We start from the raw sequence: 22,597 nt of genomic DNA, 5'->3' as shown, positions 1-22,597 counted from the left end.
AGCTATGTAATACTGGATTTATTTTGAATTTTTTGAATACTTTTTGACCATCTATCCGTACAATAGAGAATACCAAAACTTTTTTGGGAGGTATGTAACATGATCCTAGTTGTTATCATCGCATTATGCGGCTATCTTCTTTTTTCTTTCAGCAAAGACAATCGCCGCAAACCGCAAAAGACAAGCCCTCAGCCAGCAGCCGCACCTCATCAAAACAACCTAATCGACCTTGACGCCATCCGCCAAAAGCGCCGGATGAATCTTTCCTAACACGATATTTCAACTGAAAAGGCTGCTGAATCACGCAGCTTTTTTTCATTTCATGAACAGAGAAAGGATGTCTGTCATTAAAACGCTAATATTCGCGCCAGAAACTTTCAATTTGGCTGAAACAACCCGAGCCATCGAAACCGCTAAACATTGCAGAAATCACTTCCGGTGTATTTTTATGGGGTACTCTACAACATATTCGTATCTCATTGAAGAAGCCGGTTTTACATTTCACCTGTTATCGCCGCATGTAACAGATGCTCAAGTTGAACTCATCATGAAAGCCGATCAAATGAAAACGATCAAAAATCCTTTCACCTTTAAAATGGTGAAGCAGAGAGTTGAAAGTGAGATTGAACTCATTTCTCTATATAAACCTGCCGCCATCGTGATTGGAACGACATTAAGCTTATTTATCTCAGCAAGAGCTTGTGATGTAAAACTCGTTTATATAAAGCCTTTCGCATACACAAGAACCCACCTTTCATACGGCAATGTAAAGTTACCTGGTTTTTTAAGTTGCTTATCAAGATTAATGCCAGAGAAAAGGCTTTTATCGATGTACCGAAATATGATTTTACATATGCGCTACATCCCCCGTTCATTTTCCAAAGTTAGTGCGATGTACAACGTTCAATTCCCAAAATACACGATAGATATGTTAGACGCTGATTATAACTTGATTACAAACATCCCTGAAATCACAGGCGTGAGCAGATTACCGGAAAGCGATCGATACGTTGGCCCCATTTTTGCTAAACTGGACACTGAAATACCGCGCGAACTCACTCGTTTGAATCGAGATAAACCTCTTATCTATTTTGCAATGGGAAGTTCAGGCGGAAAAAAGCTGGTGTCTGCTATCCTTCATATTCTTAGCCATTTAAATGTAACCGCGATTTGTCCTATGAAAAAACTGTTAGGAGATCGTGTAAGAGAATATCAGAACGATCCACATATTTACATTTGTGATTTATTGCCTGCACATGAAGTTTCTAAAATCGTGGATTTATCTATTATTCATGGCGGTGAAGGGACTGTACAAACCGCCTGCTTATCTGGCAAACCATTTATAGGCATTGGTTTGCAGGCTGAACAAGAAGCAAACATTGATGATTGCGTGTCGTTCGGAAATGCAGTGAAGCTACACAAAAATAAAGTAAATAAAAGACATATAGAACAAGCCCTTCATTCGTTATTAAACAACAAAAGTTATCAGGAAGGTGCTGCTGCCATGGAACAATTATTACGCGGAAAAAACGGTGCTAAAAACTCAGCAGCATTTCTGATCAATAAATTTGGAATTTGAAATCCCTTGCCTCTTGTCCGTGATCAGGCAAATTCAAAAGTATTTTTCTGATTGTGCAAACGAGGTGGATGCTGAATTACACGCCCATCGCTAACTGCTAATATCGTATGATGAGCGACAAAGCCGAAAATTTTTTCTGAAAAAGTGTTGACAATTAATCCAAAAGTAATAATATTAAGATAATTGAAATGTAAATATGACGTTTTACCTTATCAAGAGAGGTGGAGGGACTGGCCCTATGATACCCGGCAACCGCTGTTTCAAACAGAATGGTGCTAAATCCTTAAGAACATTGCGTTCTTGCAGATGAGGCGGAGATTTGATTATTCAAGCTCTTCCTTACTCAAAGGAAGAGCTTTTTTCATGCTTACCATATATCAGAAAAGAGGCGAATCACATGGCTCAACAAACAAATGTTGCAGGACAAAAAACAGAAAAACAACGCAAAGCCCCTTTCCGCGCCGATCATGTCGGCAGTTTACTGCGCTCCGCTCCGGTGAAAGAAGCCCGGTTAAAAAAAGCGGCCGGCGAGATCACGGCGGAACAGCTTCGTGAGATCGAAAACAAGGAAATCAGCCGCATTGTGGAAAAACAAAAAGAAATCGGACTCGATGTGGTAACAGACGGTGAATTCCGCCGTTCCTGGTGGCATTATGATTTTCTCGAAGGGCTTGACGGTGTGGAGCCGTTCATCCCGGCTGAAGGGATTCAATTCCATAATGTGAAAACAAAAGCACGTAGCATCAAAGTGACGGGAAAACTCGATTTTACGAACCATCCAGCGCTTGCCGATTATCAATTTTTACATAAGATTGCCGGTGATGCGACACCAAAGCTGACGATTCCGAGCCCGAATATGCTGTTTTTCGGTGAAAAGGCCGATAAAGGAATTTATGACGACCAAGAGGAATACTTTCATGATCTGGCCCAAGCGTACAAAAAAGCAATCAACGCTTTCTATGACGCTGGATGCCGCTACCTTCAGCTAGATGACACGTCATGGTCTCTCTTCTTTGAGGAAAAAGGCAGAGAGGTCGTTCGTGCCCTCGGCGGCGACCCTGAGACATTGCCTGCCTTGTTCGCCAAAACGATTAACGATGCAGTGGCTGACCGGCCTGATGATTTAACAATCACAATGCACATTTGCCGCGGTAACTTCAAGTCGACTTGGGCGGCATCAGGAGGCTATGACGCTGTAGCGGAAACGATTTTGGACGGCTTACACTTAGACGGCCTGTTCTTGGAATATGATGATGACCGCTCAGGAAATTTTGATCCGCTCCGATTCGTGAAACGCAAGGATCTGCAAATTGTGCTCGGCTTGATTACATCAAAATACGGGGAGTTGGAAAATCCCGAGGATGTGAAGCGCCGAATCAATGAAGCGGCGCGCTTTGTCAGCTTGGACCAGCTGTGCCTCAGCCCGCAGTGCGGTTTCGCCTCTACGGAAGAAGGCAATCTGTTGACAGAAGAGCAGCAATGGGCAAAGCTGCGCCACGTCATCGATATCGCCAACGATGTGTGGAGATAATCTTTCATTGACAGAAACAGAAAATGTGTGAATAATAGATATCATCAGAAAATTTCATAAAAAGGTTTTCCTTATCAAGAGAGGTGGAGGGACTGGCCCTGCGATACCCGGCAACCGCTGTTTAACAGAATGGTGCTAAATCCTTTAGAGCAAAGATTGCTCTTGAAGATAAGGTTGAGATTGTCACACAAGCTCTTCCTTATCCCAAGGAAGAGCTTTTTTATATTCAAATGGAAAGAAGGAATGGACAACATGCCACAACAAACAACACACACAGAACAAAATACACTTCAAAGAAAAAAGCCGCCGTTTCGCGCAGATCAAGTTGGAAGCCTGCTGAGGTCTGAGCCCGTCAAAAAAGCGCGTCTGCAAAAAGCGGCCGGCGAGATTACGGCTGAGCAGCTCCGCCAAATTGAAAACGATGAAATCATCCGCATTGTGGAAAAACAGAAGGAAACCGGCCTGAACGTCGTGACTGACGGTGAATTCCGCAGGGCGTGGTGGCATTTCGATTTCTTGGAAAATCTGGATGGGGTTGAGCCGTTTATTCCTGAGCAAGGCATTCAATTCCATAACGTACAGACAAAAGCACGCGGCATTAAAGTCACAGGTGATATCGACTTTTCAACTCACCCAATGCTTGAAGATTACTCTTTCCTCCATAGCATTGCCGGTGACGCGACACCAAAAATGACGATCCCAAGCCCAAATATGCTGTTTTTCCGCGGAAAGCTTGAAAAGGACGCATACAAAAACGACTATCAGCTTTTCCAGCACGATGTATCGAAAGCATATAAAAAAGCCATTCAAGCGTTTTATGACAGAGGCTGCCGCTACCTGCAGCTTGATGATACGGCATGGGCTGTTTTCTTATCAGAAACAGGCTTGAAACAAATCGAAGCATTCGGAACAACACCTGACGAACTTCGCCAGCTGTTTGCAAAATCCATTAACGACGCGATTGCGGACCGCCCGGATGACCTGACGGTGACCATGCACATTTGCCGCGGCAACTTCCAGTCCACTTGGACAGCGGAAGGCGGTTATGACGCAGCAGCTGAAACCATCTTTGACGGCTTGAACCTTGACGGCCTGTTCTTGGAATACGATGATTCACGCTCAGGAGGATTTGAACCACTCCGTTATGTGAAGCGCTCCGATCTTCAGCTTGTCCTTGGCTTAGTAACCTCTAAATTCGGTGAGCTTGAACATCCGGACGATGTGAAACGCCGTATCGAAGAAGCGTCCCGCTATGTGAACTTAGACCAGCTGTGCCTCAGCCCTCAATGCGGATTCGCTTCCACTGAAGAAGGCAATAAGCTGACTGAAGAACAGCAATGGGCGAAGCTGCGCCATGTGGTTGAAATCGCGAACGATGTTTGGAAATAAGCAAAGAAAAACACACTTGATTCCCTGGCGGAGCAAGTGTGTTTTTTCATATCAGGCGTTTGATTTGAGCACAGACTGGCTGACAGCAAAATTGGCTTCTGTTTTTTCATAAACCTCATCCATTGTGACACCTTCCTGAAGTTCAGTCAGTGTCATGCAGCCGTGATCAAAATCAAACACAGCCAAATCCGTAATCAGCCTGTGAACAACTTTCTGCCCCGTCAGCGGAAGAGAGCATGTCTTTTTCACCTTTGGCTCGCCATGCTTATTGACATGCTCCATGATGACAACGATCCGTTTCGCGCCGTTGACGAGATCCATGGCGCCTCCCATCCCTTTGACCATTTTGCCGGGGATCATCCAATTGGCCAAATCCCCCTGCTCAGAAACCTCCATGCCGCCAAGGATAGCCAAATCGATATGCCCGCCTCTTATCATCGCGAATGATTCAGCGCTGTCAAAATAGGAAGCGCCCGTGACTTCAGTGATTGTTTCCTTTCCTGCATTGATCAAATCCGCGTCTTCCGTTCCTTCCACAGGATACGGGCCGATCCCGAGCAAGCCGTTTTCTGACTGAAGCATGACGTGAACGCCAGCTGGTATTTCATTTGCGACAAGCGTCGGCATTCCAATCCCAAGGTTGACGTTCATGCCATCCTTGATTTCTTGTACAGCCCGTTTGACCATTCGTTTTCTCGCCTCTTTCATCTCGCCTCACCCTTTCCCGCCGCTTGTCGAACTGTCCGCTTTTCAATCCGTTTTTCATGGCTCGCGCCAAGCACCACATGCTGTACGTAAATGCCCGGCGTATGGATGTGATCTGAATCGAGCTCTCCCGCTTCCACGATGATTTCCGCCTCGGCAATCGTGATCTTGCCTGCCATGGCGGCAACGGGATTGAAATTTCTCGCCGTTTTCCGAAAAACCAAATTTCCCATAGTGTCTGCTTTCCACGCTTTGACAATCGCCACGTCGCCGGTAATGCCTTGCTCCAGCACATACGTCCGGCCGTCGAACGTCTTGTGTTCTTTTCCCTCAGCTATTGAGGTGCCGACCCCTGTCGCCGTGTAAAACCCCGGTATGCCCGCGCCGCCTGCGCGCATCCTCTCGGCGAGCGTGCCTTGGGGAACGAGCTCGACCTCAAGCTCTCCGCTTAAAAACTGCCGCTCAAAAATTTTATTTTCACCGACATAAGATGAAATCATTTTCTTGATTTGCCTGTTAGCCAAAAGCAAACCGAGCCCCCAGTCATCGACTCCGCAATTATTGCTGACCACGGTTAAATCCTTGACTCCCTGATCTCTGATCGCCAAAATGAGCTGTTCAGGAATGCCGCACAGCCCGAATCCCCCTGCGATCAGTGTATCTCCATCTTGAATCAGTTCCGCGGCTTCCTTGCTTGAAGACAGTACTTTCCCCATATTGATGCTCCTTTCGTTTTCTCCATCAACTTTAGGAACGAAAGCGTTTACAATTTTTCGTTGTTTTCTTCCCCTTTCCATATGTACGGGGAGCCGCGGCCAACTATTCCGAATAAAAAAGGAAAGCTCTTTTTTCGGAGCTTTCCTCTGCCTAATAGGATATCGACATCTACCGTTTCTCTATTTTGCTTCATGGCGTTTCCCGCCCCTGTATAAAATTATTATTCATAAATGGGAAATAGATGTTCAACGATTGCTTGTTCTCCAAATTCATCATGAGTCAGAAAATGAATCAATGCGTCTGCGGTTTCTTCAGGAGACTGTAACCTTCCTGCTTCCTTTAACTGAATGAATTCATCAACATAAGGAAAATCTTCTTTGCGGACCGAGCGGATTTCGGTTTGCAGCTGTGTATCAATCACTCCGGGATAAACCGCTGCGATTTTCACTGGATTCTGCTGATTCTCCTGTTCCAATTTGATGCTTTTCGTAAATGAATCCAAACCAGCTTTTGACGTGCTGTAGCAGCTTTGTGAGGGCAATACATATTTGGCTGAGGCTGACGAGATATTCATGATTCGCTTATCCGTATCGATGAGCTTTGTGTGCTTCACAAATTGGGAGGTCATGACCATCGGAGCAATTAGATTCACCTGCATATGCTGAAGAATGTCCTCCGCTTTATTGTGTTCAATCGGCCCCACAGGAGACAGCATGCCGGCATTATTGATCAAATAAATACCTTCCGGATGTGGATCTCGTTTGATATGTGCAAACAAATTTTGAAAAAGTGCTTCAATTTTGTGAGTCTCTTTGATGTCGAACGAGAAATATTGCATATGGGTATCCTGATCAATCAGATTTTGATTAGGCTGTCTTGATATACAGTACAGCCGATGGTTAGAATCGATGAGCTTTTGGGCTAAGGCTCCGCCAATTCCTCTTGACGTGCCCGTAATGATAATATGCTTCATTTTTCCCCTCCTGATTTCCTAATCATCATTTCAACATAACAATCCAACATGTCCTGCTTTTATTTTCTCATTCCAAAATATAAATTTTATTATTGTGAAAATAGTTAAAAAGGTTGATTTTCAAAAAGTGAAAGGATAAAATACTGCTATCATCTTAGAAATAGACATTCTTGTATATGATCAGAAATATGGTCTGATTGTTTCTACCTAGTAACCGTAAAAAACTAGACTACAAGAAAGTTTGAATAAATTTGAACGAGTTGAAAAGGACATGTTCTTTTCTGTTTGCTCTTATTTTTCACACTTTCTGCATTTCCAGAATTTGTGAAGGATAAGAGCTTTTTTCATTTCCAAAATAAACCTCATAGGAGTTGCTATCATGTACTTTTTATTAAACCTTGTCGGTCTCATTGTGATTATGGCAGTTGTATTCCTATGTTCTCCGCAGAAAAAGAAAATCAAGTGGCGACCGATCATTACGTTAATTGTTCTGGAATTGCTGATTACTTGGTTTATGCTGGGAACAAAAGTCGGAAGCTGGACCATCGGTAAAATTGGCGAGTTCTTCACTTTTCTGATTGCTTGCGCCAGTGATGGTATCGCGTTTGCCTTCCCGTCAGTGATGGCAAATGAAACAGTAGACTTTTTCTTTAGTGCACTTCTTCCAATTATCTTTATCGTCACATTCTTTGATATTTTAACATATTTTGGCATTTTGCCTTGGCTGATTGATAAAATTGGCTGGGTGATTTCAAAGGCTTCCCGCTTGCCGAAATTAGAGAGCTTCTTCTCTATTCAAATGATGTTTTTGGGAAATACAGAAGCACTTGCGGTCATCCGCCAGCAGCTTACGGTATTAAACAACAACCGCCTGCTCACATTCGGCTTAATGAGCATGAGCAGCATCAGCGGCTCCATTATTGGATCTTACCTGTCAATGGTGCCGGCGACATATGTGTTTACAGCGATTCCATTGAACTGCTTAAACGCGCTGATTATCGCAAACCTGCTGAACCCTGTTCACGTGCCGGAAGATGAAGATATCATCTATACGCCGCCTAAAGAAGAGAAGAAAGACTTTTTCTCTACGATTTCTAACAGTATGCTTGTCGGCATGAACATGGTGATCGTCATTTTGGCAATGGTAATCGGATATGTCGCGTTAACGTCAGCGGTCAATGGCATTCTTGGCGTTTTCGTTCACGGCCTGACCATTCAAACGATTTTCGCTTATCTCTTCAGCCCGTTCGCATTCCTGCTTGGGCTGCCGGTACACGATGCGATGTATGTCGCTCAGCTGATGGGAATGAAATTGGCAACGAACGAGTTTGTTGCAATGCTTGATTTAAAAGAAAATCTCACATCCCTTCCGCCTCATACTGTTGCGGTGGCGACGACATTCCTGACGTCATTTGCCAACTTCAGTACGGTCGGCATGATTTACGGCACGTACAACTCGATTCTTGACGGCGAAAAGTCAACGGTCATCGGGAAAAACGTGTGGAAGCTGCTCGTCAGCGGAATTGCGGTATCTTTACTAAGTGCCGCGATTGTCGGCCTGTTTGTGTGGTAAAAATATGGAGCCATATCCCTTTGCGGATATGGCTCTTTGATTATAGATAAATAGAGGAAGGCACATGCACATCCCCGATGCCGGCTGTATATGGCCCTAAGTCCATAGTGGCCGAAGACGATGGGATTCTGTTTTAAACCAAATAAAAAAAGAGACAGGATGCCTCTTTTTTTTACTGTTTACGCCCCAAAATCGCTTCATGAACCGCTTGTGCCAAATCTATATTTCCAAACATCTCTAACACTGCAAGGACGGTCTGGTCCGGGATGTGCTCTGATTCGTGTTTCGGCACGACCAGTTCATCCATGGTTTTTTTCAAACTTTCATTGAGTTTTTGCTGCGGATACGCTTTGGTGTAGAGCTCCAGCGGATCGAGATCATGGTTCACGCACCATTGGGCAAATACCAAAATCATCATATTTTCATCGCGTTCGTAAGCTTCAGCGAGCTGTTTTTCGTTCATCTGTCATGCTCCTTATGAAAAGTATCTTCCTTTAAGATACAGGAGCGGGTCACATTCGTCTATCCCAATGGCGATGAGCGGCGACCGCCTCGATAAATGCCTTGCTGAAGGCAGTATAGTCAGCTTCATCTTGAGCAGTTACGATGCCCGACCCCTCTGTTGTGCCGACAGCTGCTTGGAGAAGATCAATTCCTTCATTTGCCGCACCGACCGCTTTATAGTGATTGTAAGCTTCTTTCATAAACGCCATCGCTTGTTTGTTGTCTTTTAACGCTGGCCCTCCCGCGGCATAGACGGCATCATACAAAACAGAGTCAGCCGTCAGGAACGTGCCGCCGACCTCAAGCTGCTGCCCATTTCCGCCTGTGATGTATCCCAGCGTTTCGCTGATAACATCCGCTGTGATTCCTTCTTGCTTTAAAGCGTCCAGCACCGTTTGCAGCTCTTTTTCATGAAATCCGTTTCCGGCGAGAACAGCGACTTTTCTTGATGATGCTGTTTTCACTGTATGGGCTTGGCTTAACGCAGGTGAGGTCATCATTTCGTTAGACGCTTTACGTTTCGATGGCGGCGCCACACCTACTCCTTTGGCGATTTCCTCCGCCAAGCCTGCATCCACATTGCTGAAGACGTCAACGACTTGCCGCTGCACGTCTTTGCTTGTCACCTTCCCGACCTCGAAGCAAAAAGCGGAAATCATGTGCTTCTTCTCAACCGGGGACATGCTGTTCCAGAACAGCTTCGCCTGTGAGTAATAATCGTTGAAGCTGTCACTCCGCTGGCGGATTTTTTTGCCCTCAACTTTTTCCTGATAATGGACGTAGCCGCCTTCTTCAGCTGTCGCAGGGGACGGGTCGTTGTTTTGCAGAGAGTTTTTATGATAAGCGACCTGCCCCTTATTGATCGTCATCCGGTGATGGCCGTCGTATTGGTTGTTGTGGAACGGACATACCGGACGGTTAATCGGAAGCTCATGGAAGTTCGGGCCGCCAAGACGGATGAGCTGCGTGTCTGTGTAGGAGAAAAGCCGTCCCTGCAAAAGCGGGTCATTTGTAAAATCAATGCCCGGCACGACATTTCCCGGATGGAATGCGACTTGTTCTGTTTCCGCAAACACATTGTCCTGATTGCGGTTCAGCGTCATTTTCCCAATGATTTTCACCGGCACGAGCTCTTCAGGCCATAGCTTGGTTGGATCGAGAATATCAAAATCAAATTTGAATTCATCTTCTTCATCAATCATCTGTACGCCGAGCTCATATTCTACCGTGCCGCCGTTTTCAATTGTTTCCCACAGGTCGCGGCGGTGGAAATCAGGATCTTTCCCGGCAATTTTCTGCGCTTCATCCCATACGAGAGAATGCACACCGAGCACTGGCTTCCAGTGGAATTTCACGAAACGCGCCTTTCCTTGTTCATTGACAAAACGAAACGTGTGAACGCCGAAGCCCTCCATCATTCTGTAGCTGCGAGGGATGCCCCTGTCAGACATCGTCCACATCACCATATGCGCTGACTCAGGATTATTGGCGACAAAATCCCAAAACGTATCATGAGCGGTCGCGGCCTGAGGCATTTCATTGTGAGGTTCAGGCTTAAACGCATGAACCAAATCTGGAAACTTGATCGCGTCCTGAATGAAAAACACCGGGATGTTATTTCCTACAAGATCATAGTTTCCTTCTTCCGTATAAAATTTCGTCGCAAACCCTCTGGCATCCCGCACCGTGTCTGCGGAGCCTTTAGAACCCGCGACTGTAGAAAATCGGACAAATACCGGTGTCTTCACTGAAGGGTCCTGAAGAAATTTGGCCCGCGTGAATTCTGTCATCGGCTCGTAAACCTGAAAAAAACCATGCACGCCAAATCCGCGCGCATGCACAACACGCTCCGGAATCCTCTCATGGTCAAAGTGTGTCATTTTTTCCCGGAAGTGAAAATCCTCCATCAGCGTCGGGCCGCGAACCCCCGCTTTTAACGAGTGCTCATCCTCTGACACCCGCAAGCCTTGGTTGGTCGTCATTTTCTTCCCGCTGTTATCAACCCTGTACTGTTCAAGCTGCTCGTCCTTTGCGTGTTCATTGACACGTTTGTTTTGATCATCACTCATGTCCGTTCCCCCTTTTATTGATTTCCCAAAGTGAAACATTCTACAGCACATTTACCCGCTGCATTCTTCAGATAAACTACTGATTCGGCTCATTAGGATTTTTGGTCTGCCTATTATGATAGGGACATACATATAAGAAATGAGCCTTCCGCCGCTTGGAAGCGCTTACTAAAAATCAATAGAGAGGGAGGTCATATTGTGCTTGCCATACTCGGTTTTGTAATGATCATTGTCTTTATGTACTTGGTTATGTCTAACCGGCTTTCCGCACTTATTGCGTTGATTGTTGTCCCTGTTGTGTTTGCCCTGATCAGCGGATTTGGAAAAGACCTTGGCGAGATGATGATTCAAGGGGTAACAGACCTCGCTCCGACCGGCATCATGCTGTTATTCGCCATTCTCTATTTCGGGATTATGATTGACTCAGGTTTGTTTGATCCTCTCATTGTAAAAATATTATCAATTGTTAAAGGAGACCCGTTAAAAATCACCATCGGCACAGCGGTTTTAACGATGACCATTTCGCTGGACGGGGATGGAACAACCACCTACATGATGACCATTGCGGCGATGCTTCCTCTGTACAAACGGCTTGGCATGAACCGTTTGGTATTAGCGGGCATTGCGATGCTTGGTTCGGGGGTGATGAACATTATTCCGTGGGGCGGGCCGACGGCGAGGGTTTTGTCTTCTTTAAAATTGGACACATCGGAGGTTTTCACGCCGCTGATTCCCGCTATGATTGCCGGCATTCTTTGGGTGATCGCCGTTGCTTATATCCTTGGAAGAAAAGAGCGAAAGCGTCTCGGCGTCATGTCGATTGAACACGCGCCGTCCTCCGATTCAGATGCAGCACCGCTCAAGCGTCCCGCTCTACAATGGTTTAATCTTCTTCTGACTGTCGCTCTCATGGCTGCACTGATCACCAGCCTGCTTCCGCTCCCTGTTCTTTTTATGACGGCCTTCGCCATCGCCTTGATGATCAACTATCCAAATATGAAAGAGCAGCAAAAACAGATCTCTGCTCATGCGGGAAATGCGCTAAACGTTGTCTCGATGGTGTTTGCGGCAGGTATATTCACAGGCATTCTTTCAGGCACGAAAATGGTGGATGCGATGGCCCATTCTCTCGTATCACTCATCCCCGATGCTTTGGGCCCGCACCTGCCATTGATCACAGCTATCGCCAGCATGCCATTCACCTTTTTCATGTCGAATGACGCCTTTTATTTCGGTGTCCTTCCCATCATCGCAGAAGCCGCCTCCGCTTACGGAATAGACGCAGCCGAGATCGGCAGGGCCTCATTGCTGGGCCAGCCAGTGCATCTGCTCAGCCCGCTTGTGCCTTCCACCTATCTATTAGTCGGTATGGCAGGGGTCAGCTTTGGCGACCATCAAAAATTCACCATCAAATGGGCAGTGGGGACAACGATTGTGATGACGATTGCGGCGCTTTTGATTGGGATTATTTCGTTTTAATGAGAAAACGATTCCGCTGGCTGATTCCCTTTTCTCCTGTATAATCCGAGACCTTAAGATCATACTATGAAAAAATCAAAACAAAAAGGTGATCGCATGAATTTTGCTTGGCAAGCACTCATTTTAATTGTATCCGGCATCATATTACTCAGAATTTCAGGGAGAAAGTCAATCTCTCAAATGACGTTGGCACAAACTGTGGTGATGATTTCCATTGGTACAATTATTGTCCAGCCAATAATAGAGACAAGTCTATGGAAAACCCTTGTGGCAGCCAGTATTTTTACTGTTGCTCTCATCCTCATGGAATGGTTCCAGGTGAAGGCCAATTGGATGGAAAAGTTCTTAACCGGCAAAGCGAAATTAGTGATTGAAGATGGCAAACTCCATGTAGAAAACATGAAAAAACTGCGGCTGACCGTTGACCAGCTTGAAATGCGAATCAGGATTCATGGAGTTTCCAGCATAAAGGACATTAAGCATGCAACGATTGAAGCAAACGGCCAAATCGGATATGAATTACAAGATGACAAGAAACCGCTCACGATGGGCGATTTTAAGAAACTGATGAACATGCCGGCCGAGACCACAGTTCAACAGCCTGAATCAGAACAACAAGAAAACATTTTTCAAGAAATTAAAAACGGCCATTCCACGCCATCTGGCAAACTAAAATAAGGCTGTTCCTTGTGCAGAAACAGCCTGAGTGATTGAACTTATTGGATATATGAAATGACCGGCAAGCTTTCTACACCCGATGCATAGTAGTAATTTAAAACACTGAAAAAATCGATTGCTTTGCCGGTTTTTGTATCTACGATTAAAATATGGTCTCCGTAAGTTTGATCATCCGCATCTAGCCTTCTAGGGGTTTTTTTGCCCAATGTATCAAGAAAAGAGTCTTCGTAACCTCCCCCTGACTGATACGCTGATACATGGTGCATGAACAAAGTGCCTGTATCTAAGTAAACCATTATTGCCGAATTTGAACTTGCATAACTTGATTGATAGGTAACAGGAGCCGAAACACTTTTCACTTTGACATCCGAAATAGAGTGGGTACGCTGATTATACCCGCCGCCATGCGAAAAATAATATTCTCTTTCCCAGCTTAATGAAGATGTTTTTGTGCCGGTATTGTATAACAATGACCCGTTTGCATAAACAGAACCGTCTGCGTACTCAGCTACAAAGGTTTGCAGATTAGAGGTGATCGACTGCACGCTCGTGTAATTTGCAGGGTTTTTTGCATTTAACTGAATGTCATATGAATCGCCCAGCGTTCCTTTAGAATACACCCGAATCATATAATCGCCGGCCGGAAGCTCTTTTAAAAGCACTAGGTTCCCCGCATCCATTTCGATTGTAGTCGGCTGTGCTTCACCCGTATCCCAATTGACCACATACAATGTTAAATGATACTGGCTGTTGGCAGACAAAATTCGTGTAATCAGCGTTCGGTCTGACGACGTACTGAAAAAGTACATATCGTCCGGGTTACTTTCGTTAAGTACAGAGGAAGTATCAAATACCTGGTCTTCGGAGTTGTACATGGAAGCTGTCTTAAACACATTCTCATTAGCCGGTTTCTTTACTTTCATGGTTTCTTCATGTTGATCCATTTTAAGGCTTCCTGCATCTGCTTGCTTTAAAGAAACATCCTTCATTTCCTTATGGTTTTTCAATGTTTCCTGCTGCTTCATGATCGCCTTCTCTTTTGGAACACTTTGTGCAGCAGCATGTGAATTCAGGCAAAAGCTAAAGGCCACAATCAAGACCGTACACAAAAAGGGCAATGACAATCTTTTTTTGTTCTTCATATACAAACTCCTTCCAGATTTTATACAGTACATATCGGCAGGGAATGTTAACTTATTTACATTTATAACTCAATATTCATAATTTGTATACAATTAACTATTTTTCAGTGCCTCGCCATTTGAAGCAATCAGCTCTTTATACCAATAAAAGCTTTTCTTGCGGATGCGGCGCAGGTCCTTCAGGTCAAATTCGTCCCGGTTGACATAAATGAAGCCGTAGCGTTTCGAACAGCCTTGGTGTGTAGAAATCAAGTCAATAGCTGACCATGGAGAGTAGCCAAATACATCGACGCCGTCTGTGATCGCCCATTGAATTTGTTCGATGTGCTGTTTTAAGTAGTCAATGCGGTACTCGTCATTGACCGTATCATTTTCTTCCAATTGATCAAAAGCGCCAAGCCCATTTTCTGTGATGATCAATGGCAGCTGGTAACGGTCATAGATTTCTCGAAGTGTGGATCGGAAACCGACCGGATCAATCTCCCAGCCGAAGTCATTTTTCTTTAAATGCGGGTTGCTGCTGCCGCGGTAAACGCCGTCTTCTCCCGTTTTCAAATGCTGGTCTCCTCCGCGTGTCGATTCATCCGATCCGTCGCCTTTGCTTGCTTCCGCTGTTTGGGAGGTGTAGTAGTTAAAAGCGATAAAATCAGGCTTCGCGGATTGCAGAATCTCCATGTCACCATCTTCAATAACTGGCGTATAGCCTTTTTCTTTCATATAAGCCCACGCCGTCGTATTGTAGCGCCCGTGAACGGCCATATCTAAATAGAGCCAGTTTCGAATCGCGTTATAATTGAAAGCAGCCATAATATCCTTCGGTTTCGAAGACGCCGGGTAGATGAGCGCGATATTTGGGGCAGGGCCGATTTTCGCGCCCGGCAGCATGTCGTGGCAGAGATTCATGGCCTTTGCCTGCGCCACCAGCATATGATGGTTTTGCTGATACAGCTCTTTTTTCGGGTTTTTGAGATTCGGGTCAAGTGTGCCTAAAGCGCTGCCGTGCAGGATCATCATGTTTTGTTCGTTGATAGTCAGCCAGTACTTCACACGGTCGCCGAAGTGCTCAAACAATACCTTGGCATACCGTTCAAACGCGTCAATTGTCGCCCTTTGCGACCAGCCTCCTTTTTTCTGCAGGGCATTCGGCAGATCAAAGTGATACATCGTGACGATCGGCTCAATCTTATATTTGAGAAGCTCATCAATCAGATTGCTGTAAAACTCAATTCCCTTTTGATTGATGTCACCGTCGCCGTCAGGAATAATTCGCGTCCACGCGATGGAAAAACGGTACGCTTTAAAGCCCATTTCAGCAAACAAGGCAACGTCTTCTTTATAGCGATGGTAATGGTCACTGGCGACTTTAAAGTCAGTCGTTCCCTCAGGATAGCTGTCGCGCGCGTCAATCACTGACGGACCTTTCCCCTCTTCGTTCCACGCCCCTTCCACTTGATAGGCTGAAGTCGATGCCCCCCACAAAAAATGCTCTGGAAATGCTGCAAGTGTTTGATAATTCATCGTCTATTCCTCCAATGGTTTTAGATTAAAGAGAAAATTCGTTCTTCTATTTTGACATGCTTTTGATCTGTTTGAATGACGTCAGTATCATGCTCTGCGTTTGTGATGACGATCGGCGTATTCATATCAAATCCCGCCTTTAACAAGTCATCAAGGTCAAACTCAGCAAGCAAATCACCTTGTTTGACGGCTTGCCCCTGCACGACTTTAGGATAAAAATGTTTTCCTTCCAGCTTTACCGTATCAAATCCGAGGTGAATAAGGATTTCTGTACCCTGATCAGTCACCATGCCGTATGCGTGGCCAGTCGGGAAAACGGTTGATATTGCGCCATCCGCTGGCGCGACAAGTCTGCCTTTTACCGGCAATATCGCGATTCCCTTTCCGAGTGTCTCAGATGAAAACACTTTATCCTTCACTTCTGTTAACGGAACCACTTTTCCTTCTAACGGGCTGCTGATCTCTTCACGGCGAATGGAAGGTACAGATGGTTCCGCTCTGGTTTCTGTTTGCTCCGCGGGATCGTCAAACCCGACAATGTACGTGAGGATGATTGATAGAATAAAAGATACTGAGATTCCCAAGATAAACCCGGCAAAGCCCTGTCCGTAGAAAATGGGAATTGTCAACAGACCCGGTGCTCCAGAAGCAATGGCGACGCTGTGGGCCTGCCCGATAATCGCTCCGCCAACGGCTGCGCTAATGACACCGCATACAAAAGGTTTTTTTAGTCTGAGCGTCACGCCGTACACGGCCGGTTCTGTAATGCCAAAAATCCCTGTAACAGCGGCGGAACCGGCAAGCGCCTTTAATTTTTTGTTTTTCGTTTTCAGCATGACACCGAGAGCCGCTCCTGTTTGTGCAAATACGGCCGCGGCAGTAGCCGGTTTGATCGAATCCTGCCCATTGACCGCAATGTTATTTAAAATAACCGGCACAATCCCCCAGTGGATGCCGAAGATGACAAGAATCTGCCAGAGTGCCGCGATCACAGCACCGGCCAGCATCGGGTTAAAGCTGAAGATGGCCAGAATCGCAGACGCGATGGCATTTCCCGCGTTTACACCAACCGGGCCAAAGACGATTAGTGTGAGCGGCACAATGGTTACCAGACAAATCAGCGGGGTGATGAAGGTTTTCACACTGTCATGAATCACCCGGTTCAAATACTTCTCAACATAACTCATCACAAAAATCGCCAGAATGATCGGTATCACAGTTGAGGTGTAGTTCATTAACACGACTGGAATTCCGAAAAAGTCCGTTTCCGCATTGCCGTTCTTCAGCTCAATGATCGTTGGATAAATAAGCGCTCCGGCAACTGTGACAGAAACAAAGAGATTCGCGCCAAACTTTCGGGCAGCGGTGACAGCCAGCAAGAGCGGAAGAAAGTAAAACAGGCTGTCCGCAGCGGCATACAGGATGGTATACGTCGTTTCCTCTGTTTTAAGCCAGCCGGCATTTGTGCATATCATCAGCAGGCCCTTTAAAATTCCCGCTCCCGCCATCACGCCAAGCAAAGGAGTGAAAATGCTTGATACGATGTCCACAAGCCGCCCGAACAGATTCCCTTTCTGGGCAGAACGTTCATCTCGGTCGTCATTCAGCAGGTTAGATATTCTTCCAATCTCTTGATATACCTCTGAAACACGATTGCCGATCACGACCTGAAACTGCCCGCCGCTTTCCACGACCGTTACGACATCGTCCAAAGCTTCAATTTTATCTTTGTCTGCTTTCGACCGATCGTTTAACGTAAACCGCAGGCGTGTCGCACAATGTACAAGAGAACGCACATTTTCTTCCCCGCCGACCATATGTAAAATGTCTTTTGCCGCTGCTTGAACCCCCATTTCCCTCTCATCCCTTCTGTTAAAAAATAAAAAACCTAAACTACCCCTACCGCAATAGGAACAAGTAGTTTAGGTTTTGCCTGCCTGACCAGTAACAATCCTATGATACACTCTCATTCGTTTTTTTCTGTAAAACGCTATGATCACCATCCCTCCGAAAAAAATAAAAACCTAAATTACATCAGCACAGACAGAGATCATCCGCACTTATTGTAATTTAGGTTTTGCCTGCTTATCAGTAACAATCCTAATAACATCATATAAGAATGTAAGAAAAAATTAACATAAGGAAATAAAATTGTCAACGCTTTCATTATGCTTGTTTGACGACCCTTTCTATGTGAATCGTTACATACAGCAGCTCGTCACTGGTGAGTTTGTGTTTGTACTCCCGCTCAATATAAGTTTGAATTTTCTTCGTGCATTCATACGCGCGATGGTACTTTTCTTTTACTGTCTCCAGCAAAAAATCATCCTGGCTTTCGATGTGTGTGCCGTTAAAAAGACGTTGGGCGAAAAACTTTAAGTGGGTGACAAACCGATAATAGTGAAGCGATTCTTCGTTGAATTCAATCTTAAAATGGTATTTTACAATACTCAAAATCTCTTGCATGACTTTTGTAATGTTGATGATATTAGGCATCTCTTCATTGAGCTCGGCGTTTACGATATGCAGTGCGATAAAGCCTGCTTCATCCTCCGGCAGAGACACGCCAGTCTTGTTTTTCACCATCTTCAGCGCTTCTTTGCCGATCGCAAATTCGTCTTTATACAGCCGCTTTGTTTCCCACAGCAAGGCGTTTTTGATATCAAGCCCTTTCTGATTGCGCTGGATCGCGAAGTTAATATGGTCGGTCAGCGACACATAGATGCTGTCATTGAGCTTTTTGCCAAGCTTTAATTTCGCATAGCTGATAATCTCTTCGGATACTTCCATACACTCGATCGGTATATCATACAAAAGGGTTTTGAATTTTTCTGATACATCTTTGTTATCGAGCGTGAACACCTTTTCAATGCGGGCCTCATCGACATCATCGCCGGTCTTTTTCTGGAATGCGAGCCCCCTACCCATAATGACCAATTCTTTTCCCTGTTCATTGACCACGCTGATGACATTATTGTTGATCACCTTCGCAATTTTCATGATATGTTCCTCCAATCAACTAAGAACAGACTACACCTTGATTGTACATTCTTTTTGTACTAGGTCAATATCATCAGGGAAAGAGTCGGGTTGGTCAATACAATCCACTCAGCACCGGCTGTCCGGGGTGTTTCTGAAGCAGCTCCTCTAGATGGCGCTCAAATGACGCCTTGTCTGCTCCCTGCTTTTCGACAATGCTGTTCATGATTTTCACGCTTTCAGCGCTGTATTGCGTATATTGTGTTTTCAGCTGATCCAGCTGCCGTCTTGTCTTCTTCGCGTTTTTCGATGTGACTTGGCTGATAAGTGTGATCATACTGTCTGTGACCTCAAAAAAAGCGGCTCGGTTTTCTTTCAGCCGCTGCACTTCTTTGCGGCTCATTTCTTGATTGCGGCTTTTTTGAATCAAAGCGATTGACTCGCTATTTTGTTGTTTGAGCGATTTATTTTCGAGTTGAATCGATTCAAGATTCTGCCTCGCAATGTTTGCTTCTTCCTCCGTCATGCCGCTCCGGACGAAGTATTCAGGATTGCCGATTCCATAATCAAATGCTTCGCTTACACGTATCATGGAACTGAATACAATGGCCAGCTGCATATCGTTTGGGAGGGTCTGGAAGTCCCGCTTATTCTTATTGCTCATCGGTTTGGTTGTGGTTTGTTTTACTGTCTCTTGACCACAATCGGCAAACGTCTGAGCCTCATCTTCACTTTCGCATGCGCTCATCACAAGAACTGTGATCAGCAGGCTTATGCATAAGCCTATTCGCCTCATGCTCTGTCTCCTCTCTGATGAATCCCTGCTGGAAAATACGGCAAAATATAGTTAAATGGTACCAGATACACCTACACCCAGCAATAAACCAAAAGTATGATTTAAAGCACAAAAACATAAATATTTTGTAAAAATTGACGTGCATTCCATTCTTTTCTGTCCCATTTCTCGTACAATAGAAATATCGTTACCGGAGAGGGGCTCTGATGATGAAACGTTTTACGAAACAAGAAAACAGCTGGATGTTATATGACTGGGCAAATTCCGCTTACTCGATTGTCGTAACCACCGCGGTGTTTCCGTTGTTTTATAAAGCAGCGGTTGCACAAAGCGGCGTCGGAGCCGCTCAATCGACTGCCTATTTAGGATACACCATTGCGATTTCAACATTTATTCTTGCCATGCTCGGACCGATTTTAGGCACGATCGCCGACTATGAAGGATGCAAAAAAAAGTTCTTCGGTTTCTTTGTGTCAGCCGGTGTCGCCAGCACCGCGGCGCTTGCCTTTATTCCAAGTGAACATTGGCTGCTTTTATTGCTGTTTTATACGATATCGGCGATCGGTTTTTCCGGCGCCAACGTGTTTTATGATGCCTTTCTCGTTGACGTCACGTCGGAAAAACGGATGAATGTCGTCTCTGCGCGGGGTTTTGGTTTGGGTTACATAGGAAGCACGATTCCATTTATCATCAGCATTGCTGTAATCCTGCTTGCACAATCAGAGAAGATACCGATGTCTGTATCTGCCGCAAGCCAGCTATCCTTTTTCATAACGGCTGCCTGGTGGGGGCTGTTTACCATTCCGATGCTTAAACATGTCCATCAGCGCTATTCCATCAAAAGAGAGCCGCATATCGTCCTCAACAGCTTTAAGCGGCTCGGCCAAACGATGATGCGGATTAGGCAGTATCGGGCGTTATTCCTTTTTTTGCTTGCTTATTTCTTTTATATCGACGGAGTCGGCACGATTATTACGATGTCGACCTCCTATGGGTCTGATTTAGGGATCAGTCCCACCAGCCTCCTGATCATCCTGTTTGTCACCCAGGTGGTCGCCGCGCCGTTTTCTATTGTATACGGGAGGCTTGCGGAACGCTTTACAGGGAAAACAATGCTGTACGTTGGGATCGTCATTTATATGATCGTCTGTGTATATGCTTACTTTATGGAAACAACGCTTGATTTCTGGATACTGGCTATGCTTGTCGCTACCTCACAGGGCGGCATTCAAGCCCTGAGCCGATCCTATTTCGCCAAGCTCGTGCCAAAGCGCCACGCTAATGAATTCTTCGGCTTCTACAACATTTTCGGTAAATTCGCCTCCATTATGGGGCCGCTGCTCATCGCCGTTACCGCTCAGCTGACTGGAAAATCGTCAACCGCGGTATTCAGCCTGATTGTTTTATTTGTGATCGGCATTGTGATCCTTGCTTTCGTTCCGGAGGAGACTGGCGCCGATGTCAGCCAGCAAAAAAATGACCTGCCCCTTTAACTGGGAGCAGGTCACTTTATCATTTATTCGCTTTATTCACCTTGAGCTTTTTCCCTTTGACGGTTGTATCCTTCATCACTTTGAGAACATGAGGGCCTTTTCCGTTTAAAATCTCCACGTAGGAGGCGTTATCCATGATCGTGATAATGCCGATGTCATCAGCTGACACACCATCAATTTTGGCAATCGTTCCTACAAAATCAACGGCTCTGATTTTCTTTTTCTTTCCGCCGTTAAAATATAGCTTCATAATCTCTTTATTCAGCTCTTCGCTTTTTTCCTTTTTGAATGCCGGACGGTCATTTAGTTTAGCTAGGAAATCAGGTTTCTTCTTGGCCACTTCTTCTTGAGAAGGGGCTTTTATTTTTTGAATCTCAAACCCGATATACCCTTCAATGTCAGCTAAAAACCGTTTTTCAAAAGCTGTGACAAATGAAATGGCCTTTCCTTTGTTCCCTGCGCGCCCCGTCCGGCCCGTACGGTGGACGTAGCTTTCCTTTTCAAGCGGCAGATCATAGTTGATGACAAGGGAGATATTTTCAATATCAATCCCGCGCGCGGCGACATCTGTCGCGACGAGGTACCGATATTCGCCCCGTTTGAATTCATTCATGACATCGAACCGGTCCTCCTGAATCATTCCGCCGTGAATTTTATCGCATGGATATCCTAAGTCATCCAATTCATCGGTCAGCTGATTGACATGCTCTTTCGTCCGGCAGAAGATGATGCAGCTGTCGGGGTTCTCCGTTATCAGCACATCCTTCAGCAAAGAAAACTTATTCTCTTCTCTTGCTTGAATTACCGCATGTTCAATATTCCTTGTCGTTAGCCCGGCCGCTTTAATTTCGATATGCTCGGGGTTTTGCATGTATTGACGGCTTAATTTCTCAATATCTTCCGGCAGCGTCGCCGAAAACAGCATTGTCGTGCGCTCAGTCGGCAGATGCTTGATGATCGCCTCTACTTGCTCGATGAAGCCCATATTCAGCATCTCATCTGCTTCATCAATGACCAAATAGGAGAGACGGTCTAACGGCAGCGTGCCCTTTTCAATATGATCCAGAACACGCCCCGGCGTGCCAACAACGATGTGGCTTTTTTGCTTCAGTTCAGCTTTTTGTTTGTCAAAGGATGACTTTCCAAACACAGCGGTCGCTTTGATCCGTTTAAAGCGTCCGATGTTTGTGATATCCTCTTGTACTTGCACCGCAAGCTCCCGGGTCGGTGTTAAAATAAGCGCCTGCGGCTTGTTTTCATCCCAATCCGCCAGCTCACAAAGAGGAATCCCGAATGAAGCCGTTTTTCCGCTTCCCGTCTGTGATTTGACGACAAGATCTTTTCGTTCAAGGGCTGCGGGGATCACGCTCTGCTGCACCTTGGTCGGTTCTGTATATCCCAGTCCATCTAATGCTCGTAAAATGTCATGGCTGATTTGATAGTTTGTAAAATGACTCATGTATAAACTCCTG

At 45.5% G+C, this 22,597-nt stretch carries 19 protein-coding genes, 1 pseudogene and 3 riboswitches; of the genes and pseudogenes, 8 read left to right on the top strand and 12 right to left on the bottom strand.

The window, feature by feature from the left end:
• Positions 1-16: 16 nt before the first annotated feature.
• The 4 genes and pseudogenes from SC79_RS21150 to SC79_RS10830 all read left to right on the top strand — a co-directional run bounded on the left by SC79_RS21150 (position 17) and on the right by SC79_RS10830 (position 4,499).
• Positions 17-270: pseudogene (locus SC79_RS21150) on the top strand (hypothetical protein).
• A gap of 67 nt (positions 271-337) precedes the next feature.
• Complete coding sequence (locus SC79_RS10840) at positions 338-1,579, top strand: glycosyltransferase (protein WP_039075043.1); 1,242 nt, start codon at positions 338-340, stop codon at positions 1,577-1,579.
• A gap of 206 nt (positions 1,580-1,785) precedes the next feature.
• A riboswitch (SAM riboswitch) is annotated at positions 1,786-1,892 on the top strand.
• An 84-nt stretch (positions 1,893-1,976) separates the two neighbouring features.
• The gene (locus tag SC79_RS10835; protein ID WP_039075283.1) at positions 1,977-3,110 is read left to right on the top strand and encodes a 5-methyltetrahydropteroyltriglutamate--homocysteine S-methyltransferase; all 1,134 of its coding nucleotides are present in this window, start codon (positions 1,977-1,979) and stop codon (positions 3,108-3,110) included.
• 68 nt (positions 3,111-3,178) lie between these two features.
• Positions 3,179-3,285, top strand: a riboswitch (SAM riboswitch).
• 77 nt (positions 3,286-3,362) lie between these two features.
• Entirely contained in the window at positions 3,363-4,499 is a 1,137-nt protein-coding gene (locus SC79_RS10830) for a 5-methyltetrahydropteroyltriglutamate--homocysteine S-methyltransferase (protein WP_039075042.1), read from the top strand.
• A 51-nt stretch (positions 4,500-4,550) separates the two neighbouring features.
• Here the strand turns inward: SC79_RS10830 and SC79_RS10825 are convergent, their stop codons facing one another.
• From SC79_RS10825 to SC79_RS10815, 4 genes are read right to left on the bottom strand one after another with little or no spacing between them, the layout of a single operon-like run.
• Positions 4,551-5,207 (bottom strand): 3-oxoacid CoA-transferase subunit B, encoded by a 657-nt coding sequence (locus SC79_RS10825; RefSeq protein ID WP_039075041.1) that lies wholly within the window; start codon positions 5,205-5,207, stop codon positions 4,551-4,553.
• Positions 5,204-5,920, bottom strand: coding sequence for a CoA transferase subunit A (locus SC79_RS10820; protein ID WP_039075040.1), 717 nt, complete (start codon positions 5,918-5,920; stop codon positions 5,204-5,206). Before SC79_RS10820 ends, SC79_RS10825 begins: the two co-directional genes overlap by 4 nt.
• Positions 5,921-5,967: 47 nt before the next feature.
• On the bottom strand, positions 5,968-6,114 hold the full coding sequence (locus SC79_RS21145) for a hypothetical protein (protein ID WP_180298661.1): 147 nt from the start codon (positions 6,112-6,114) through the stop codon (positions 5,968-5,970).
• A gap of 27 nt (positions 6,115-6,141) precedes the next feature.
• Complete coding sequence (locus tag SC79_RS10815) at positions 6,142-6,894, bottom strand: (S)-benzoin forming benzil reductase (protein ID WP_039075039.1); 753 nt, start codon at positions 6,892-6,894, stop codon at positions 6,142-6,144.
• 150 nt (positions 6,895-7,044) lie between these two features.
• Positions 7,045-7,146: riboswitch (purine riboswitch) on the top strand.
• 127 nt (positions 7,147-7,273) lie between these two features.
• Here SC79_RS10815 and SC79_RS10810 point away from each other — a divergent pair.
• Positions 7,274-8,467 carry a NupC/NupG family nucleoside CNT transporter gene (locus SC79_RS10810; RefSeq protein WP_039075038.1) on the top strand — a complete coding sequence of 398 codons (1,194 nt, stop codon included), beginning with the start codon at positions 7,274-7,276 and terminating at the stop codon, positions 8,465-8,467.
• Positions 8,468-8,639: 172 nt separating this feature from the next.
• On the opposite strand, the gene SC79_RS10805 is transcribed toward SC79_RS10810, so the two are convergent.
• Both SC79_RS10805 and SC79_RS10800 read right to left on the bottom strand, forming a co-directional pair.
• Complete coding sequence (locus tag SC79_RS10805; RefSeq protein WP_039075037.1) at positions 8,640-8,930, bottom strand: hypothetical protein; 291 nt, start codon at positions 8,928-8,930, stop codon at positions 8,640-8,642.
• Positions 8,931-8,979: 49 nt separating this feature from the next.
• On the bottom strand, positions 8,980-11,040 hold the full coding sequence (locus SC79_RS10800; RefSeq protein WP_039075036.1) for a catalase: 2,061 nt from the start codon (positions 11,038-11,040) through the stop codon (positions 8,980-8,982).
• A 198-nt stretch (positions 11,041-11,238) separates the two neighbouring features.
• Here SC79_RS10800 and citH point away from each other — a divergent pair, with 198 nt between their 5' ends.
• Positions 11,239-12,519, top strand: a complete 1,281-nt coding sequence (gene citH / locus SC79_RS10795) for a citrate transporter CitH (protein WP_039075035.1) — start codon at positions 11,239-11,241, stop codon at positions 12,517-12,519.
• A 96-nt stretch (positions 12,520-12,615) separates the two neighbouring features.
• Entirely contained in the window at positions 12,616-13,197 is a 582-nt protein-coding gene (locus SC79_RS10790) for a DUF421 domain-containing protein (protein ID WP_039075282.1), read from the top strand.
• Positions 13,198-13,235: 38 nt separating this feature from the next.
• On the opposite strand, the gene SC79_RS10785 is transcribed toward SC79_RS10790, so the two are convergent.
• From SC79_RS10785 to SC79_RS10765, 5 genes are all read right to left on the bottom strand, one after another.
• The gene (locus tag SC79_RS10785; protein ID WP_039075034.1) at positions 13,236-14,339 is read right to left on the bottom strand and encodes a hypothetical protein; all 1,104 of its coding nucleotides are present in this window, start codon (positions 14,337-14,339) and stop codon (positions 13,236-13,238) included.
• Positions 14,340-14,432: 93 nt separating this feature from the next.
• Positions 14,433-15,857: a glycoside hydrolase family 1 protein gene (locus tag SC79_RS10780; RefSeq protein WP_039075033.1), complete on the bottom strand. Its 1,425-nt coding sequence runs from the start codon at positions 15,855-15,857 to the stop codon at positions 14,433-14,435.
• 20 nt (positions 15,858-15,877) lie between these two features.
• Positions 15,878-17,710, bottom strand: a complete 1,833-nt coding sequence (locus SC79_RS10775) for a beta-glucoside-specific PTS transporter subunit IIABC (protein WP_039075032.1) — start codon at positions 17,708-17,710, stop codon at positions 15,878-15,880.
• A 313-nt stretch (positions 17,711-18,023) separates the two neighbouring features.
• Complete coding sequence (gene licT, locus SC79_RS10770; RefSeq protein ID WP_039075031.1) at positions 18,024-18,857, bottom strand: transcriptional antiterminator LicT; 834 nt, start codon at positions 18,855-18,857, stop codon at positions 18,024-18,026.
• A 94-nt stretch (positions 18,858-18,951) separates the two neighbouring features.
• Positions 18,952-19,632, bottom strand: a complete 681-nt coding sequence (locus tag SC79_RS10765; RefSeq protein ID WP_039075030.1) for a hypothetical protein — start codon at positions 19,630-19,632, stop codon at positions 18,952-18,954.
• 206 nt (positions 19,633-19,838) lie between these two features.
• Between SC79_RS10765 and SC79_RS10760 the strand changes: the two genes are divergently transcribed.
• The gene (locus tag SC79_RS10760; RefSeq protein WP_082022667.1) at positions 19,839-21,125 is read left to right on the top strand and encodes an MFS transporter; all 1,287 of its coding nucleotides are present in this window, start codon (positions 19,839-19,841) and stop codon (positions 21,123-21,125) included.
• 19 nt (positions 21,126-21,144) lie between these two features.
• Here SC79_RS10760 and dbpA read toward each other — a convergent pair whose 3' ends face one another.
• Positions 21,145-22,584 carry an ATP-dependent RNA helicase DbpA gene (dbpA, locus tag SC79_RS10755; RefSeq protein ID WP_039075029.1) on the bottom strand — a complete coding sequence of 480 codons (1,440 nt, stop codon included), beginning with the start codon at positions 22,582-22,584 and terminating at the stop codon, positions 21,145-21,147.
• Positions 22,585-22,597: the final 13 nt, after the last annotated feature.

Origin of the sequence: Bacillus sp. MSP13, from assembly GCF_000815295.1 — a bacterium.
Classification (GTDB): Bacteria; Bacillota; Bacilli; order Bacillales; family Bacillaceae; genus Bacillus; species Bacillus vallismortis.
The sequence above is the reverse complement of the archived record's forward strand: the minus strand, read 5'-3'. Positions and strand labels throughout refer to the sequence as shown.

Excerpts from the sequence above, each read along its gene's own strand:
- SC79_RS10840 (WP_039075043.1), top strand. The coding sequence starts at position 338 with ATGTCTGTCATTAAAACGCTAATATTCGCGCCAGAAACTTTCAATTTG.
- SC79_RS10835 (WP_039075283.1), top strand. The coding sequence starts at position 1,977 with ATGGCTCAACAAACAAATGTTGCAGGACAAAAAACAGAAAAACAACGC.
- SC79_RS10830 (WP_039075042.1), top strand. The coding sequence starts at position 3,363 with ATGCCACAACAAACAACACACACAGAACAAAATACACTTCAAAGAAAA.
- SC79_RS10825 (WP_039075041.1), bottom strand. The coding sequence starts at position 5,207 with ATGAAAGAGGCGAGAAAACGAATGGTCAAACGGGCTGTACAAGAAATC.
- SC79_RS10820 (WP_039075040.1), bottom strand. The coding sequence starts at position 5,920 with ATGGGGAAAGTACTGTCTTCAAGCAAGGAAGCCGCGGAACTGATTCAA.
- SC79_RS21145 (WP_180298661.1), bottom strand. The coding sequence starts at position 6,114 with ATGAAGCAAAATAGAGAAACGGTAGATGTCGATATCCTATTAGGCAGA.
- SC79_RS10815 (WP_039075039.1), bottom strand. The coding sequence starts at position 6,894 with ATGAAGCATATTATCATTACGGGCACGTCAAGAGGAATTGGCGGAGCC.
- SC79_RS10810 (WP_039075038.1), top strand. The coding sequence starts at position 7,274 with ATGTACTTTTTATTAAACCTTGTCGGTCTCATTGTGATTATGGCAGTT.
- SC79_RS10805 (WP_039075037.1), bottom strand. The coding sequence starts at position 8,930 with ATGAACGAAAAACAGCTCGCTGAAGCTTACGAACGCGATGAAAATATG.
- SC79_RS10800 (WP_039075036.1), bottom strand. The coding sequence starts at position 11,040 with ATGAGTGATGATCAAAACAAACGTGTCAATGAACACGCAAAGGACGAG.
- SC79_RS10790 (WP_039075282.1), top strand. The coding sequence starts at position 12,616 with ATGAATTTTGCTTGGCAAGCACTCATTTTAATTGTATCCGGCATCATA.
- SC79_RS10785 (WP_039075034.1), bottom strand. The coding sequence starts at position 14,339 with ATGAAGAACAAAAAAAGATTGTCATTGCCCTTTTTGTGTACGGTCTTG.
- SC79_RS10780 (WP_039075033.1), bottom strand. The coding sequence starts at position 15,857 with ATGAATTATCAAACACTTGCAGCATTTCCAGAGCATTTTTTGTGGGGG.
- SC79_RS10775 (WP_039075032.1), bottom strand. The coding sequence starts at position 17,710 with ATGGGGGTTCAAGCAGCGGCAAAAGACATTTTACATATGGTCGGCGGG.
- licT (WP_039075031.1), bottom strand. The coding sequence starts at position 18,857 with ATGAAAATTGCGAAGGTGATCAACAATAATGTCATCAGCGTGGTCAAT.
- SC79_RS10765 (WP_039075030.1), bottom strand. The coding sequence starts at position 19,632 with ATGAGGCGAATAGGCTTATGCATAAGCCTGCTGATCACAGTTCTTGTG.
- SC79_RS10760 (WP_082022667.1), top strand. The coding sequence starts at position 19,839 with ATGATGAAACGTTTTACGAAACAAGAAAACAGCTGGATGTTATATGAC.
- dbpA (WP_039075029.1), bottom strand. The coding sequence starts at position 22,584 with ATGAGTCATTTTACAAACTATCAAATCAGCCATGACATTTTACGAGCA.